The organism is Janthinobacterium sp. DSP2-3-3, assembly GCF_049897325.1.
Lineage (GTDB): Bacteria > Pseudomonadota > Gammaproteobacteria > Burkholderiales > Burkholderiaceae_D > Janthinobacterium.
In genome coordinates this window covers 18788-34024 of sequence record NZ_JAFCWA010000013.1, presented here as the reverse complement: position 1 = coordinate 34024, position 15237 = coordinate 18788, and the positions used below count along the sequence as shown (strand labels likewise).

The window sequence follows — 15237 nt, the reverse complement described above, 5'->3', positions numbered from 1 at the left end:
ACAGCTCTGACCCCAGCTTTGCCAGCACTACTTATCGATTAGACGCCGTAAGGAATCCACACGTTTTTCACTTGCGACGCATGCGCCAGCACGGCACGGCCGCCGCTTTGGGCGGCGCTATACCAGTCGCGGCCTTTGGCGCCGCCGACCCAGGTGCGCTTCAGGGTAGCAGCCGACAAGCGCTCGACTTCCGCGCAGCCTTCGGCGGAACCGTCGTGGCGCCAGACGGCGTCGATATCGGCGTGCGTGGCCAGGGTGCGCGCCAGTTCATCGGCGTTGCCGCTGATGATGTTGACGACGCCGCCAGGCAAGTCGGACGTATCGAAAACCTGGTACAGGTCCAGCGCGGAGAGCGGATGCGCTTCCGATGGCACCACCACCACGCGGTTGCCCAGCGCGATGGCCGGCGCCACCAGCGAGATGAAGCCCAGCAAAGGCGCTTCATTCGGGCAAACGATGCCGATCACGCCAACCGCTTCGTTCAGCGCCACGGTGATGCCCTTGGTGGGCGGCTGGTGCGCCAGGCCATCGTACTTGTCGGCCCAGGCCGCGTAATAGAACAGGCGTTCGATCGATGCCTGCACTTCCTTCTCAGGATTTTTACTGCCCGTCATGGCGGCAATGCGGGCGGCAAATTCATCGGCGCGCGCCGCCAGGTTTTCGGCGATGTAGTACAGCACTTGCGCGCGGTTGTGCGCCGTCGCGCTGCTCCAGCCAGACGCTTTATGCGCCGCTTCGACAGCGTTGCGGATATCCTTGCGACTACCCACGCCCACTTCGGCCAGCAGGGCGCCGTTCGCGCCGAATACGGGCGCGCTGTAGGCGCTGTCAGGGCGCGCCTGCTTGCCGCCGATGTACATCTTGGCCGTGCGGTCGATGGCGATGGGGTCGGCTACCGCCGGTTTCGCATTCCCTTTGGCCTTGGCCTGCACCACCGGCAAGGCCGGGCGCGCATCTTCGGCCAGGGCCGTCATGTATTCCAGCATGCCTTCGCGGCCGCCTTCGCGGCCGAAGCCCGATTCGCGATAGCCGCCGAAGCCGCAAGCGGCGTCGAACTGATTGGCGCTGTTGATCCACACCACGCCAGCCTTGATGGCGGGAGCGATATCGAGGGCCAGGCTGATCGACTCGGTCCACACGCTGGCGGCCAGGCCGTACACCGTGTTGTTCGCCAGTTGCACCGCTTCAGGCGGCGTGCGGAAGCTCATCGCCACCAGTACGGGACCGAAGATTTCAGCCTGTGCCACGGCGGCCGACGTGGACGCGCCCGTGATTAGGGTGGGCGGGAACCACGAACCATCGGCAGGCAATTCACACGCCGGTTGCCACACGTCGCAGCCTTCGGCGCGGGCGGTATCGACCAGCGCGGCGATGCGCTGGCGCTGCACCGGATCGACCAGCGCGCCCACGTCCATCGATTTGTCCAGGGGCGAACCGAGGCGCAGGTTTTCCATACGCGCGCGCACCTTGTTCAGGAAGCGTTCCTGGATCGATTCCTGCACCAGCAGGCGCGAACCGGAGCAGCACACTTGTCCCTGGTTGAACCAGATCGAATCGACCAAGCCTTCCACGGCGCCATCCAGGTCCGCGTCTTCAAAGACGATGAATGGCGACTTGCCGCCCAGCTCCAGCGACAGCTTCTTGCCGCTGCCGGCCGTCGCTACACGAATCAAACGGCCCACTTCCGTGGAGCCCGTAAACGCGATCTTGTCGACGCCAGGATGGTTGACGATGGCCGAACCCACGCGGCCGTCGCCGGTGACGATATTGACCACGCCGGCCGGCACGCCAGCTTGCAGGCACAACTCGGCGAACAGCATGGCGGTCAGCGACGTGAATTCAGCCGGCTTGAAGACCACCGTGTTACCGGCCGCCAGGGCCGGGGCGATTTTCCACGACAGCATCAGCAGGGGGAAATTCCACGGCACGATCTGGCCCACCACACCCACGGCGCGGTAGTCGGCGAATTCTTCCGATTGCAGCTGCGCCCAGCCGGCGTGATGATAAAAATGGCGCGCGGCCAGCGGCAGATCGATATCGCGCGTTTCGCGGATGGTCTTGCCGTTGTCCAGGGTTTCCAGTACGGCGAACAGACGCGAATGCTTCTGCAGCAAGCGTGCCAGCGCGTACATGACCTTGGCGCGGCCATGGCCACCCATGCCTTGCCAAACGGGCAGCGCGCGGCGCGCCGCTTCCACGGCGCGTTCCACGTCAAGGTCGCTCGCTTGCGTCAGCTCGGCCAGGGCACTGCCGTCGGCCGGATTGGTCGAAGCGAACAGCTCGGCCGGCTCGCTCCAGACATTGTCGATGAACAGGCCGAATGTGCGCTGGTGGCCGTCGAGCCACGCCTGTGCTTCTTTTTGACTTTCGGGAGCAGGGCCGTAGTCCATAGTAGTGAGAATCTCGTTAATTGTAGGCATGACGAATGTTCTTTAAGGTTGTGCGTGACGATGATTGGCCGAGTAGCTGCCGGTGACGTAGTGCTCGAGCTGGCGCTCGATGTCGGTCAGCAGGCTGGAAGCGCCGATGCGGAACAGGTGCGGCTGCAGCCATTCGTTGCCCAGTTCTTCCTTCATCAGGGTCAGGTATTGCAGCGCGCTCTTGGCCGAGCTGACGCCGCCGGCAGGCTTGAAGCCCACCTGGAAGCCCGTCTGCTCGTGGTATTCGCGGATCGTGCGCACCATCGTCAGGGCCACGGGAATGGTGGCGTTCACGCCTTCCTTGCCGGTGGAGGTTTTGATGAAATCGGCGCCTGCCATCATGCAAACCCACGAAGCCTTGGCCACGTTTTCCATGGTCAGCAAATCGCCCGTGGCCAGAATCGCCTTCACGTGCGCTTCGCCGCAGGCCTTGCGGTAAGCCAGCATTTCGTCGTACAGCACTTGCCAGTTGCCGTTCAGGACATGCTGGCGCGTGATGACGATATCGATCTCGGAAGCGCCGGCGGCGACCGACAGTTCGATCTCGCGCAGCTTCGTTTCCATGCTCGTCAGGCCGGCCGGGAAACCCGTCGACACGGCGGCGATGGGCAGGCGGCCCTGAATGACTTTCACGGCCGGCTGGATCATCTCGTGGTACACGCACACGGCGCCGGTGCTCAATTGCGTCAAGCCCAGGGCATCCATCAGGTCGGCGCGCAAGGGGCGCATGGCCTTCATGCACAGACGTTCCACGCGGCCCGGCGTATCGTCGCCGCCCAGGGTGGTGAGGTCGATCATCTGGATGGCTTTCACCAGCCAGGCGGCCTGGTATTCCTTTTTCACCGTACGGCGGTTCGCCAGGCTGGCCGCGCGGCGGTCTGTCGCGGCGCGGTTGACGCGGATCTGGTTGATCCAGCCCAGGTCGAGGCCTACGGCCTCGTTACGCTTGAATTCGGGGTGCATGAGTGTCATAACAAGCTGGTTCCATTAGCAAGTGGTGGTACGCCAAGGTGCTTGGCGAGGGTTTGGCCAATATCGGAGAACGTCTCGGAAATACCCAGTGCGCGCGGGGCGACGCCGGGACCGAAGAAGATCATCGGAATGTGTTCGCGGGTGTGGTCGGAGCCGTGCCAGGTCGGGTCGCAGCCATGGTCGGCGGTGATCACGACCAGGTCGCCTTCCTTGAGCTTGGCCATGAATTCCGGCAGGCGCGCATCCATTTCGCGCAGTGCGTCGGCATAGCCCTCGACGTTGCGGCGGTGGCCGAAGGCCTGGTCGAAATCGACGAAATTGACGAAGGTGAGCGACTTGTCCTGCACTTCATCGGCCGTCTTCAACAGCGCTTCGAACAGCGCCATGTTGTCGACGCCCTTGACGACGCGCGAGATGCCTTGGGTAGCGAAAATGTCGCTGATCTTGCCCAGGCCGACGACTTCGCCGCCCGCATCCTTGACGTGATCGAGCAGGGTCTTGCTTGGCGGCGCGACGGCATAGTCGTGGCGATTGCTGGTGCGCGTGTAGTTGCCATTGCTGCCGGTGAACGGGCGTGCGATGACGCGACCGATGTTGTACGGTTCGACCAGCTTGAAGGCCATTTCGCACACCTGGTACAGGCGCTCGAGGCCGAACGATTCTTCGTGCGCGGCGATCTGCATCACCGAGTCGCCCGACGTATAAATAATCAGCTTGCCGGTGGCGACGTGTTCATCGCCATGCTTGTTGATGATGTCCGTGCCCGAGGCATGGCAGTCGCCGAGGAAGCCGGGCACGCCCGACATGGCTTTCAGTTTGTCGGTCAAGTCGGCGGGGAACGACGGCGTGGTGCGGGGAAAATATCCCCAGTCGAATTCCACGGGCACGCCGGCGATTTCCCAATGGCCGCTCTGTGTATCCTTGCCGGTGGAGCGCTCGCGCGCCGCGCCGTAGGCGCCGGTGAAACCGTCGCGCTGGTCGAAGCCCGTGGCCCATTCGCCGCTGGCCAGGTGCGCCGCGGCGCCCAGTCCCAGGCGTTCCATGTTCGGGAGTTTCAAGGTCTTGCCGCTTTTGGCGACAGTGCTGGCAATGTGGCCAAAGGTATTGGCACCTGCGTCGCCATACTTGGCGGCGTCTGGCGTCGCGCCAAGGCCGAAGGAATCAAGCAGGAGGATAAATGCGCGTGACATGATAAGGCTCGCTTTATGGAATGATGCGGGATGATGCGGATAGTGTAGGCCGGATTTCCCCGGCCTGCCGCGCGGCAGCGCCGGTGGCCGGCGCGCCGCTACTGCGTAAAAAAGTGCTTAAGCTTGCGGTTTTTCAGCAACCTTGGCCAGGAAAGCCAGGATCAGCTTGACCAGGTCTTTCGCGCCGATGGCCGCGTATTTCAGGGTTTGTTCGTGCGACAGGGCGAATGGCGACATGCCTTCGGCCAGGTTGGTGATGACGGACACGCCCACCACTTTCAGGTCGCAATGACGGGCCGAGACCACTTCCGGCACCACGGACATGCCAACCGTGTCGGCGCCCAGGCGGGCCATCATGCGGATTTCCGCAGCCGTTTCGAAGTTCGGGCCAGGGTAGGCGACGAACACGCCTTCGTGCAGGGTGATGCCGCTGGCGGCCGCCGTGTCCTTGACTTGCTGGCGCAGTTCGGCGTCATAGGCGTTGGCCATGCTGAAGAAGCGCGGACCGAAGCGGTCGTCGTTCGGGCCGACCATCGGCGTGCCTGGCAGCAGGTTGATATGGTCGCTGATGGCCACCAGGCTGCCGGCGTCCACTTCAGGGCGCAGGGAACCGGCGGCGTTGGTGACGAACAGCATTTCGCAGCCCAGCAGTTTCAGGGTGCGGATGGCGCTCGTCATCACGCCCATGCCATAGCCTTCATAGAAGTGGCCACGGCCCTTCATGCAGACGACGGCGACGCCCGACAGGTTGCCGACCACCAGTTCGCCGGCATGGCCGTGCACGGTGCTGATCGGGAAACCCGGCAATTCGTCAAAGCTGATGCTGACGGCGTCCGTCATCTGCTCGGCCAATACACCCAGGCCGGAGCCGAGGATCATCGCCACGCGCGGCTTGAAATTTTCTGGGGCGCGGGCACGGATGATTTCGGCGGCGTGGAAAGGGGCGTTGTTCGACATGGTTATCCTCTGTTTGACTAATGATGATGGTTGCTGCCTGCGCAGCCGTCCCCGCTGAGGGACTGCGGCCCAGGTATCGGGTATGTATGGTGTTACAGGTATATCGAAATGCGTATTGCCTCTATTTGCCGCCACTATGCATCAAACGGAATATGTATGGCAAATACCATTTTTCTTGCCCATTTATATAATTCAAATATAAATGGCCGATATTATAGTCGAGACAAGCCCAGGTTCGCCATGCCCGGGAAATGCATGCATACAAGCTCCATACGACCACTTTTGGCGCACGCTTGACGCGAACTTGAGACGAGCTTGACACGAACTTGACACCGCCTAGACAAATGTTTAAAGTTTCAGACAAATGTTTAAACCTTCAGTGAACACCTTGTGACCGATACCAATAAAAAAGACCAGCTGTACACGCTGATCCGCAACAACCCCTTCATCTCGCAGCAAGACCTGGCGAGCGAGCTGGGCTTGTCGCGCTCGGCCGTCGCCGGCCACATCGCTGGACTCATACGCGAGCGGCGCCTGCTGGGACGCGCTTACGTGCTGCCCGACAGCCGCCCCGTGCTGTGCATCGGTGCCGCCAACCTCGACCGCAAGATGCGCACTCTGGCGACCCTGCAGATGGGCACCTCGAATCCCGTGCGCTCGGAAGAAGTGTTTGGCGGCGTAGGCCGCAACATCGCGGAAAACCTGGCCCGCCTGTCGATCCCGGTCGCCCTGCTGACGGCGCTGGGCGACGACGCTGCCGGCCACGCCCTGCAGACGCATGCGGAAGACGCGGGTATCGATATGCGCGGCAGCTTACATCTGAGTAACACCAGCAGCGGCACTTACACGGCCGTGCTCGACGAACATGGCGAAATGCTGCTGGCGATGGCCAACATGCAACTCTACGAACAGCTGACCCCAACCTTTTTGCATAGCCGCCAGCCGCAGCGCGCCGCCGCCGCCCTCACCGTCTGCGACCTGAACCTGGGCCACGACAGCGTACAAACACTGCTGGCCGACGCGCGCCAGGACGCGGCCCACGCAACGCCGCTCGTCATCGTCGCCGTCTCGCAGCCGAAGATGGCGCACCTGCCGCAAGACCTGACGGGCTTACACCTGCTGATCCTTAACCGGGGCGAACTGGAAACGCGCGTGGCACGCGCCTTGCCGACGGCGTTTGAGGTGCGCGCCGCCTGCCGCGAAGTGCAGCGCCAGGGCGCGCGCCAGGTGATCGTCACCTGCGGCGGCGAAGGCGTGTACTTTACGGATGGCGACGGCCCGGACGCGCCTATTGTCCACCTGGCCGCGCGCGAAGTGGACGCCGTCGACGTGACGGGCGCTGGCGACGCTTTTTCCGCCGCCGTCTGCTGGTCGCTGTACCACGACAGCAGCGATTTGAAACTGGCGTGCCGGCGCGGTCTGAAGCTGGCCGCCATGACCCTGGAATCCGACGCCACCGTCTCGCCCCTGATTTCGGCCGGCGCGCTCGACGACATCGACGACGCCGATCTGGCGCCGCCTCCCCCTAGCCTCTTTCAACAGGACTGAACCATGACACAATTGAATAGCTTCCTCTCGTTCTCGCAAGAAGTACTCGACGCGCGCGCCGCCGGCAAGGCCATCGTGGCGCTGGAATCGACCATCATTTCGCACGGCATGCCGTATCCGCAAAACGTGGAAATGGCGCGCGAAGTGGAAAAGATCATCCGTGACGGCGGCGCCGTGCCGGCCACCATCGCCATCATCGGCGGCAAGATTTGTGTGGGCTTGTCGCCAGAGCAGCTGGAACTGCTGGGCACCTCGCCCGACGCCATGAAGGTCAGCCGCCGCGACCTGCCGTTCGTCTTGTCGCAGGGTAAATTGGGCGCCACCACCGTGGCCGCCACCATGATTTGCGCGCAGCTGGCCGGCATCGCCGTGTTCGTTACGGGCGGCATCGGCGGCGTGCACCGCGGCGCGGAAACCAGCTTCGACATTTCCGCCGACTTGCAGGAACTGGCGCAAACCTCGGTGGCCGTCGTCTGCGCGGGCGTCAAATCCATCCTCGACATCGGCCTGACCCTGGAATACCTGGAAACGCATGGCGTGCCCGTCATCAGCGTGGGCCAGGAAGGTTTTCCCGCTTTCTTTACGCGCGAAAGCGGCTTCAAGGCCGATTTCCGCCTCGATACCGCCGCCGAGCAGGCCGCCTTCATCGACACCAAGTGGCAGCTGGGCTTGACAGGCGGTGTGATCGTCAGCAACCCGGTGCCGGCCGCGCAAGCCATGCCGAAGGAAGAAATCGACGCGATCACCACGCAAGCGCTGCAAGAAGCGGACGCGGGCGGCGTGAAGGGCAAGCAAGTCACGCCATTCCTGTTGTCGCGCATCAAGCAGTTGACGGACGGGCGCAGCCTGGCGACGAATATCGCCCTGGTCAAGCACAATGCCCAGGTCGGCACCGCGCTGGCCATTGCCATGCAGGCGCTCGTGGCACGATAATAAGACTGCTGTATAGAAGTGTGCGCACTGCCAGCGGTGCACACACAGTTCCATCGCCTAGCAAGACGCAACGCCAAGGAAAGCATGTCCATCGATCTGAAACAGTTAAAGTATTTTCTTGCCGTCGCCGAGGAGAAAAGCTTCAGCCGCGCCGCCGAGCGCCTGCATATCTCGCAGCCGCCCCTGAGCCAGCAGATCATGAAACTGGAAAGCGAATTGGGCGTGCGCCTGTTTGCGCGCACCACGCGCACCTTCGAGCTGACCGTGGCGGGCAAGGCGCTGATGAACGAGGCAGCCGATCTGCTGGCCAAGATGCGCATGACCATCGACACCATCCGTCAGATCGACCGCGGCGAAGTGGGCCGCTTACGCGTGGGCATCGTCGGCTCGGCCATGTGGGGTCCCATCCCCAGCCTGCTGGAAGAATTCCAGACCAAATTTCCCCGCGTCACCTGGACCATCCATGAATTCGGTCCCACGGTGCAATACGAAGCCTTGCGCGCCAAGCAGATCGACGTGGGTTTCTGGCGCGAACCGAAGCTTAACGACGACGACTTGCGTCACGATAATTTACGCCAGGAATTGTGCTTCCGCGAAAACGTCTGCGTGGCCGTCAATGAACACCATCCGCTGGCAAAAAACACGGCCATCGAGCTGATCGACATCGCTCACGAGCCCATGCTCACCTTGAACCTCGACAAGTCGGCCTTTCCCCGCTACCTGGTGCAATGCTGCATCAATGCCGGTTTCGAGCCCGTGATTTTCCAGGAAGCGAGCGAGCCGCAAACCTTGCTGGCCATGGTGGGCGCGGGCCTGGGCGTGACCCTGGTGCCGGAAACCACGAGCCGCATCGGCTGGCCCGGCGTCGTCTTCCTGCCGATCAAGACCAATCCCCCATCGGCCAATCTGTACATCAGCTACACCACACTGGACGACGCCCCTGTCGTGCGGGCCTTCCTGAATATCATCAATCCCCCGTCAACCTGACGCCAGGCTGACGCGGCCCGGTCTGACGCGGCCAATTTATATGACTTTCATATAAATAGCTAAACAAAAACGTATTTGTCATACATATCTGGCATGATGCATAGTGATCCGGACGCCCATCGCGGCGCCGGTTCCGTGCTTGCCCTGCCCGTCAATTGACGGCGCATCCCAGCCCGCTCCGGCAGCCACATTCGATGTTGTACCTATAAAAGAGACGGGGCGCGACTGTTGCATGAGCATCACATTGACGACATTAAAGCAGACAAGGCCAGCAATGATCTTGTGCAATACAGTGCAATGTTGATAAGGAATCATCACCTCGTGCATCAAAAACAGGCTAAATCGGCCCCAAATTATATGTTTCACCTATAAAAAATATACAATATCGATCTTCCAGGAGCCACTCATGAAACTTACACAATTTAGTTTGACGATCGCAGCCGTATTTTTAACTGCTCAAGCGTCCGCGGCTACCCCAAAACTGGGTGTCGTGTATGACGCGGGCGGCAAGTTCGACAAGTCGTTCAACCAATCCGCTTTCGAAGGCGCATCACGCTTCAAAAAAGACACAGGCATTTCCTTCATCGAAGTGCAGGCCTCAAGCGATACGCAGGCTGAACAAGTCATGCGTGGCCTGGCCCGCAAGAAACTCGACATGATTGCCGCCATCGGCTTTGCGCAAACGCAAGCCGTGCAAAAGGTCGCCAAGGAATTTCCGAATGTGAAATTCGTGCTGATCGACGGCCAGGCTGCCGGCAGCAACGTCAATTCCGTCGTCTTCAAGGAAGAAGAAGGCTCCTACCTGGTGGGCGTGGCTGCGGCCATGGCCAGCAAGAGCAAGAAAGTCGGCTTTATCGGCGGCATCGATATTCCCCTGATCCGCAACTTCGCCTGTGGCTACGCGCAAGGCGTCAAGGCCGTGAACGCGAAGACGGAAATCACGCAAAACATGGTTGGCACCACCTCCGGCGCCTGGAATGATCCGGCCAAGGGTGGCGAACTGGCCCGCTCGCAATTCGAGCGCGGCGTCGATGTCGTCTTCGCCGTCGCTGGCGGCAGCGGCATGGGCACCCTGCAAATGGCCAAGGAAAAAGGCAAGCTGGCGATCGGCGTCGATTCGAACCAGAATGGTTTGTATCCAGGCAGCATCCTGACTTCGATGGTCAAGCGCGTCGACAACACCGTGTATGACAGCTTCATGCAAGTCAAGAACGGCACCTGGAAGGGCGGCGTCAGCTACAAAGGATTGAAAGAAGGCGGCGTGGATTGGGCGCTCGACGCCAACAACCGCAAGCTGATTACGCCAGAAATCGAAAAGCGCGTGTTGGGTGCGCGTAAGGACATTATCGATGGCAAGATCAAAGTGATCGATTACCGCGTCGGCAGCAGCTGCCCGGTTTAATTTTTCTCCGTATCTTCTAGCGCGCCGCCGGGGCCTGTCCCCGCGCGGCGCGTTTCCATGAAACTATCCAGTTATGAACCTATGCAGCCAGCAGTAGAATTTCGCAGCATTTCCAAGCAGTTTGGACATGTGAAGGCGAACGCCGACGTCAGCTTCTCCATCGCCAAGGGCAGTATCCACGGCCTGGTGGGGGAAAACGGCGCCGGCAAATCGACCTTGATGAGCATCCTGTACGGGTATTACCGTGCCGACGGCGGAGAAATCTTGCTCGACGGAAAAGTACAGCCTATCCGCAACAGCCAGGAAGCGATCAATCTCGGCATCGGCATGGTGCACCAGCATTTCATGCTGGTCGAGAACTTCACCGTCCTCGACAATATCATGCTGGGCACGGAAGGCGGTTTTCGTCTGGCCAGCCATCGCACCGAAGCGGAAGCCAAATTGCGCGACATTTGCACGCGCTACCGCCTCGACGTCGACCCGCTGGCGAAAATCGAAGACCTCTCCGTCGGTGCGCAGCAGCGGGTGGAAATTCTCAAGCAGATTTACCGCAGCGCCAATATCCTGATCCTCGACGAGCCGACGGCCGTGCTGACGGCGCAAGAAACGGCCTCGCTGTTTGAAATCCTGCGTCTGTTCAAGGAGCAAGGCAAGACCATCATCCTGATCACGCACAAGCTGCAAGAGATCCTGGAAATCACCGACAACGTCACCGTCATGCGCGGCGGCACGGTGGTGGGCGCCGTTGCCACGGCGACCACCTCGAAAGAGGAACTGGCCAATATGATGGTCGGCCGCCCCATTCAGAGCCATCTGCCGCGTGCGCCCTACAACCCGGGCGCCACGGTGCTGGAAGTCGATGGTCTGCAACTGGCCGACGCGCAACAGGTCAAATTGCTGGCCGACATCGGTTTCAACTTGCGTGCCGGCGAAATCGTCGCCATCGCGGGCGTTTCCGGCAATGGCCAGAGCGAACTGCTGGAAATTTTGTCGGGCATGCGTTTGCCCACTTCGGGCAAGCTGCGCTTCCTGGACAAGGACTTGCCATTTGCCAAGCGCACTGACGCCGACGGCTTGCCGCTGGCCTTCCGCGAACTGGGCATCGCCCATATTCCGGAAGACCGCTTGCGCGATGGCGTGGTGAAGAATTTCTCCGTCATGCAAAACACCATCCTCGGTTACCAGGATCACCTGAAAAACCGCTGGGGCTTGTTCAACTTCAAGGCTATCGGCGCCCGCTGCGCGGAACTGCTGAAGACTTTCGACGTACGCCCGGCCAACCCGGACTTGCGCATCGGCTTGTTGTCGGGCGGTAACCAACAAAAGGTGGTGATCGCGCGCGAAGTGCTGGCCAAGCCGAAACTGATGCTGGTGGGGCAACCCACGCGCGGCGTCGACATCGGCACCATCGAAAGCATCCATACGCAATTGCTGGCCCTGCGCGACGCAGGCGTGGCGATCCTGCTGGTGTCCGTCGAACTGGAGGAAGTGCGGGCGCTGGCCGACCGCATTCTCGTCATGTGCGGCGGACGCATCACCGGCGAACTGAAAATTGAAGAATTCGATACCACCCGCATCGGTCTGTTGATGGGGGGAATGCATAAATCATGAATAACGACTTGCCACGCTGGGCGACAGCCTTTGTCATGCCCATGTTAAACCTGCTGTCGGCCTTGCTGGTCGCAGCCCTGGTGATTTATATGCTGGGCGAAGACCCGGCCGAATCGCTGGGTATCCTCGTCAACAGCGCCATCCTCAATCCGGAAGGCCTGAGCTACACCCTGTTCTACGCCAGCACCTTCATTTTCACGGGCCTGTCGGTTTCCGTGGCGATGCAGGCCGGCCTGTTCAATATCGGTTCCGAAGGCCAGATGTATATCGGTGGCCTGGGTATCACTTGCGCCATGCTGGCTTTCGATCAATCCCTATCTGCATGGGCCTTGATTCCAGTGGCCATGATCAGTGCGGCCGTGTTCGGCGCATTGTGGGGCTTTTTTCCCGGCTATCTGCAAGCCAAGCGTGGCAGCCACATCGTGGTCACCACCATCATGTTCAACTATATTGCGTCTTCGTTGATGAATTCCGTGATCGTGAGATACATCATACCGAAGGGTGAGCAAAACACGGCCAGCCGCGTGTTTGCGGAAAGCGGCGAAATGCCGCGCCTCTCCACCTGGTTCCCATCCTTGGGCGATACGCCGCTGAACATCAGTTTCCTGCTGGCAATTGCAGCGCTGGTGATCTATGGCGTGATGGTCTGGCGCTCGTCTTGGGGCTTCAAGCTGCGCGCCACGGGTCTGAACAAGCATGCGGCCCACTATGCGGGCGTATCGATCAGTAAGATGATCATCATCGTCATGCTCATTTCCGGCGCGCTGGCGGGCCTCGGTGCCGTCAATTCCATCATGGGTTCGACGCACTATTTGTCGCTCAACTTCGTAGGTGGCGCCGGCTTCATCGGCATCGCCATCGCGCTGATGGGCCGCCAGCATCCGGTCGGCATCTTCCTGTCGGCCGTGCTGTTCGGCGCGCTGATCCAGGGCGGCTTCGACCTGTCGCTGGAAAAACCGAATATCCCAACGGAAACCTTCATTTTCATCCAGGGCTTGATCATCCTGTTCTGCGGCGCGATGGAAAACTTTTATGCTCCGGCCATTTCCGCCCTGCTCAAGCGCACCAAAGGCTAAACCATGACACTCGACGACTTTCATTTCGCCAGCATCCTGGTATCGACCGTGCGCAATGCGCCCGTCCTGATATTTGCCGCCATGGCCGGCCTGTTTGCCGAACGCAGCGGCATGATCGACATCGGCCTGGAAGGCAAGATCCTGGCCAGCGCCTTCGCTTCCGCCGCCGTGGCCTACACGACGCAAAACCCGTACTACGGCATGGCGGCCGGCATGCTGGTCTGCGTCGCCCTGGCCCTGCTGCAGGCGTATGTCAGCATCACGCAAAAGGGCAATCAGCTGGTGGCCGGCATGGCCATCAATATCGCCATGAGCGGCCTGACGTTTGTTCTGGCGCAATTTTTCTTCCAGCAAGGCGGCCGCACGCCCGACCTCGGTTCGGCGCGGCTGTTCGACGTGGTCTTGCCGGGGACACAGTACGTGGAGCACATTCCCTTCATCGGCTGGGTGTATGCCCATCTGATCGGCGGCCATTCCATCCTCGTCTACGTGGCCTTCCTGCTGATTCCGCTCGTGCACTGGCTGCTGTACCACACGCGTTTCGGCCTGCGCCTGCGCGCCTGCGGCGAAAACCCGCATGCGGCGGACTCGGCCGGCGTCAGCGTGGAAGCGACGCGCTACCTGGCCATGCTGGTGGCCGGCATCCTGTGCTCGTTCTCGGGCGCCTACCTGGCCATCGTGCAAAGCGGCTTCTTCCTGCGCGACATGTCGGCCGGCGCCGGCTACCTGGCCCTGACGGCCATGGTGTTCGGCAACTGGCGTCCCGTCTACACTTTCCTCGGCTGTCTGATGTTCGGCTTCTTCGCCGCCATCCAGATCCAGATCGAAGGCGTGGACTTGCCTGTCGTGGGCCGCATCCCCGGCTCGCTGATCCAGATGGTGCCGTACGTGGTCACGGTGATCGTGCTGGCGGGCTTGATGGCGAAATCCATCGCGCCAAAGGCTATCGGTATCCCATTCGTGAAATCGCGTTAGGAGCACCTGAGAAAATACCCATGGCGTCGTTGCATTGCCTCGTCGTACATTCGTACTGCCTTCGGCAAGACGCCTAGCCCTGGGAATTTTTCAGGCGCTCCCTAAAATGACAAAAAGCGAAGCCCGTGGGCTTCGCTTTTTTTACGCCTGCGAAATCTCGTCCAGCGAGAAAAATACGGGTAAGCCCAGGCCGCGCGCCACATCGACCATCTGGTCGGCGCCCTGGGACGCGCCGACTAGGCGCAGCACGGCATCGCAATGGCTGAGCAAACGCGTCGCATGCGCGTGGAACAGTTCCTCATACACGGCATCGCCCACCCGGATTGAACCGGCCAGCGCCAGCATAGGCAGAGCCAGCCATTCACCGAGCACGGGCATGTGTCCCTTGGCATACAGCGGCAGGCAGACGGCTTGCATGGCCGCCACATTCGCCGCCATCAGGGCGGGATCGTCGCCCGTGCCGGAACGGTAGGGGCCGGCAACCAGAATCTGCAGGCCCCGCCGCATCGCTTGCGCTGGCGGCATCAAGTGCAATTGCGCATGCTGCAGCAACATGATGGTCTTGCCATCGCAGATGCGGCCATCGGCCACCATCTGCAGCGCTTGCGCCATAGGCAGCTCGAGCACTTCAATATCCTCGCCTTCATGCGCCAGGCCGCCGCCGTTGCCGATGCGGCTGGCGGGGTCGTATTCGGCAACAAAGAAATGCAGGCGCTCCGTCACGGAACCGGGGCTCATGAAAGCCTGGAATATCTTTTGCACCTGCCCCACCCGGTAACCGGTTTCCTCTTCCACTTCGGCGCGGATGCGCTGCTCCGCACTAGCCTCTTCCAGCAAGCCGGCCGCTGTTTCGATGAGGAAACCATCGTGGCCCTCGCGGTAAGTGGGAAAGCGGAACTGGCGGATCAGGATCACCGTGCGTTTGACTTTGTTGTAGAGCAGGATGGTGGCCCCATCGCCGCGGTCATAGGTTTCCCGCGTCTGCGTCTGCCACCGGCCATCGTGGCGCAAGTAATCGAACGTGGTCTTTTGCAATAAATACCAGTCGTGCGACAGGGTCTGCACGTGCTGGATGCGTACCCGTTGCTGTTCAATATTTTCTTCGCGCATAGTGTCTCCGTGTGCTTGCGTGTGCTTGCCTTTCTCGACTTTATCATGCAAACTCG

12 protein-coding genes and 1 pseudogene are annotated in these 15237 nt (G+C 61.0%); 7 read left to right on the top strand and 6 right to left on the bottom strand.

Going from position 1 to position 15237, the window contains the following annotated elements; genetic code table 11:
• Positions 1 to 38: 38 nt before the first annotated feature.
• The 4 genes from ACP7DE_RS22735 to xapA all read right to left on the bottom strand — a co-directional run bounded on the left by ACP7DE_RS22735 (position 39) and on the right by xapA (position 5539).
• On the bottom strand, positions 39 to 2420 hold the full coding sequence (locus ACP7DE_RS22735; protein ID WP_426074216.1) for an aldehyde dehydrogenase family protein: 2382 nt from the start codon (positions 2418 to 2420) through the stop codon (positions 39 to 41).
• A 12-nt stretch (positions 2421 to 2432) separates the two neighbouring features.
• Positions 2433 to 3392, bottom strand: a complete 960-nt coding sequence (gene deoC, locus ACP7DE_RS22730) for a deoxyribose-phosphate aldolase (protein WP_034785577.1) — start codon at positions 3390 to 3392, stop codon at positions 2433 to 2435.
• Positions 3389 to 4582 carry a phosphopentomutase gene (locus tag ACP7DE_RS22725; RefSeq protein WP_305063257.1) on the bottom strand — a complete coding sequence of 398 codons (1194 nt, stop codon included), beginning with the start codon at positions 4580 to 4582 and terminating at the stop codon, positions 3389 to 3391. Before ACP7DE_RS22725 ends, deoC begins: the two co-directional genes overlap by 4 nt.
• A gap of 117 nt (positions 4583 to 4699) precedes the next feature.
• Positions 4700 to 5539: a xanthosine phosphorylase gene (gene xapA, locus ACP7DE_RS22720; protein ID WP_426074215.1), complete on the bottom strand. Its 840-nt coding sequence runs from the start codon at positions 5537 to 5539 to the stop codon at positions 4700 to 4702.
• A 390-nt stretch (positions 5540 to 5929) separates the two neighbouring features.
• On the opposite strand from xapA, the gene ACP7DE_RS22715 reads away from it, so the two are divergent.
• From ACP7DE_RS22715 to ACP7DE_RS22705, 3 genes are all read left to right on the top strand, one after another.
• On the top strand, positions 5930 to 7087 hold the full coding sequence (locus ACP7DE_RS22715) for a carbohydrate kinase (RefSeq protein ID WP_426074214.1): 1158 nt from the start codon (positions 5930 to 5932) through the stop codon (positions 7085 to 7087).
• A 3-nt stretch (positions 7088 to 7090) separates the two neighbouring features.
• On the top strand, positions 7091 to 8020 hold the full coding sequence (locus ACP7DE_RS22710) for a pseudouridine-5'-phosphate glycosidase (RefSeq protein ID WP_426074213.1): 930 nt from the start codon (positions 7091 to 7093) through the stop codon (positions 8018 to 8020).
• 84 nt (positions 8021 to 8104) lie between these two features.
• The gene (locus ACP7DE_RS22705) at positions 8105 to 9007 is read left to right on the top strand and encodes a LysR family transcriptional regulator (RefSeq protein WP_426074212.1); all 903 of its coding nucleotides are present in this window, start codon (positions 8105 to 8107) and stop codon (positions 9005 to 9007) included.
• A 78-nt stretch (positions 9008 to 9085) separates the two neighbouring features.
• Here ACP7DE_RS22705 and ACP7DE_RS22700 read toward each other — a convergent pair whose 3' ends face one another.
• A complete protein-coding gene (locus ACP7DE_RS22700; protein WP_426074211.1) occupies positions 9086 to 9322 on the bottom strand; it encodes a hypothetical protein in 237 nt (78 codons plus the stop codon).
• 91 nt (positions 9323 to 9413) lie between these two features.
• Between ACP7DE_RS22700 and ACP7DE_RS22695 the strand changes: the two genes are divergently transcribed.
• The 4 genes from ACP7DE_RS22695 (at position 9414) to ACP7DE_RS22680 (ending at position 14071) form a co-directional block, all read left to right on the top strand.
• A complete protein-coding gene (locus ACP7DE_RS22695) occupies positions 9414 to 10409 on the top strand; it encodes a BMP family lipoprotein (protein WP_426074210.1) in 996 nt (331 codons plus the stop codon).
• A gap of 81 nt (positions 10410 to 10490) precedes the next feature.
• Positions 10491 to 12020, top strand: a complete 1530-nt coding sequence (locus tag ACP7DE_RS22690; protein ID WP_426074209.1) for an ABC transporter ATP-binding protein — start codon at positions 10491 to 10493, stop codon at positions 12018 to 12020.
• A complete protein-coding gene (locus ACP7DE_RS22685; RefSeq protein ID WP_426074208.1) occupies positions 12017 to 13096 on the top strand; it encodes an ABC transporter permease in 1080 nt (359 codons plus the stop codon). Before ACP7DE_RS22690 ends, ACP7DE_RS22685 begins: the two co-directional genes overlap by 4 nt.
• Before the next feature lie 3 nt (positions 13097 to 13099).
• Positions 13100 to 14071, top strand: coding sequence for an ABC transporter permease (locus tag ACP7DE_RS22680; protein ID WP_086145100.1), 972 nt, complete (start codon positions 13100 to 13102; stop codon positions 14069 to 14071).
• Positions 14072 to 14596: 525 nt separating this feature from the next.
• Here ACP7DE_RS22680 and ACP7DE_RS22675 read toward each other — a convergent pair.
• Positions 14597 to 15181: pseudogene (locus tag ACP7DE_RS22675) on the bottom strand (NUDIX domain-containing protein); the annotation flags it as partial.
• Between the last annotated feature and the right edge of the window lie 56 nt (positions 15182 to 15237).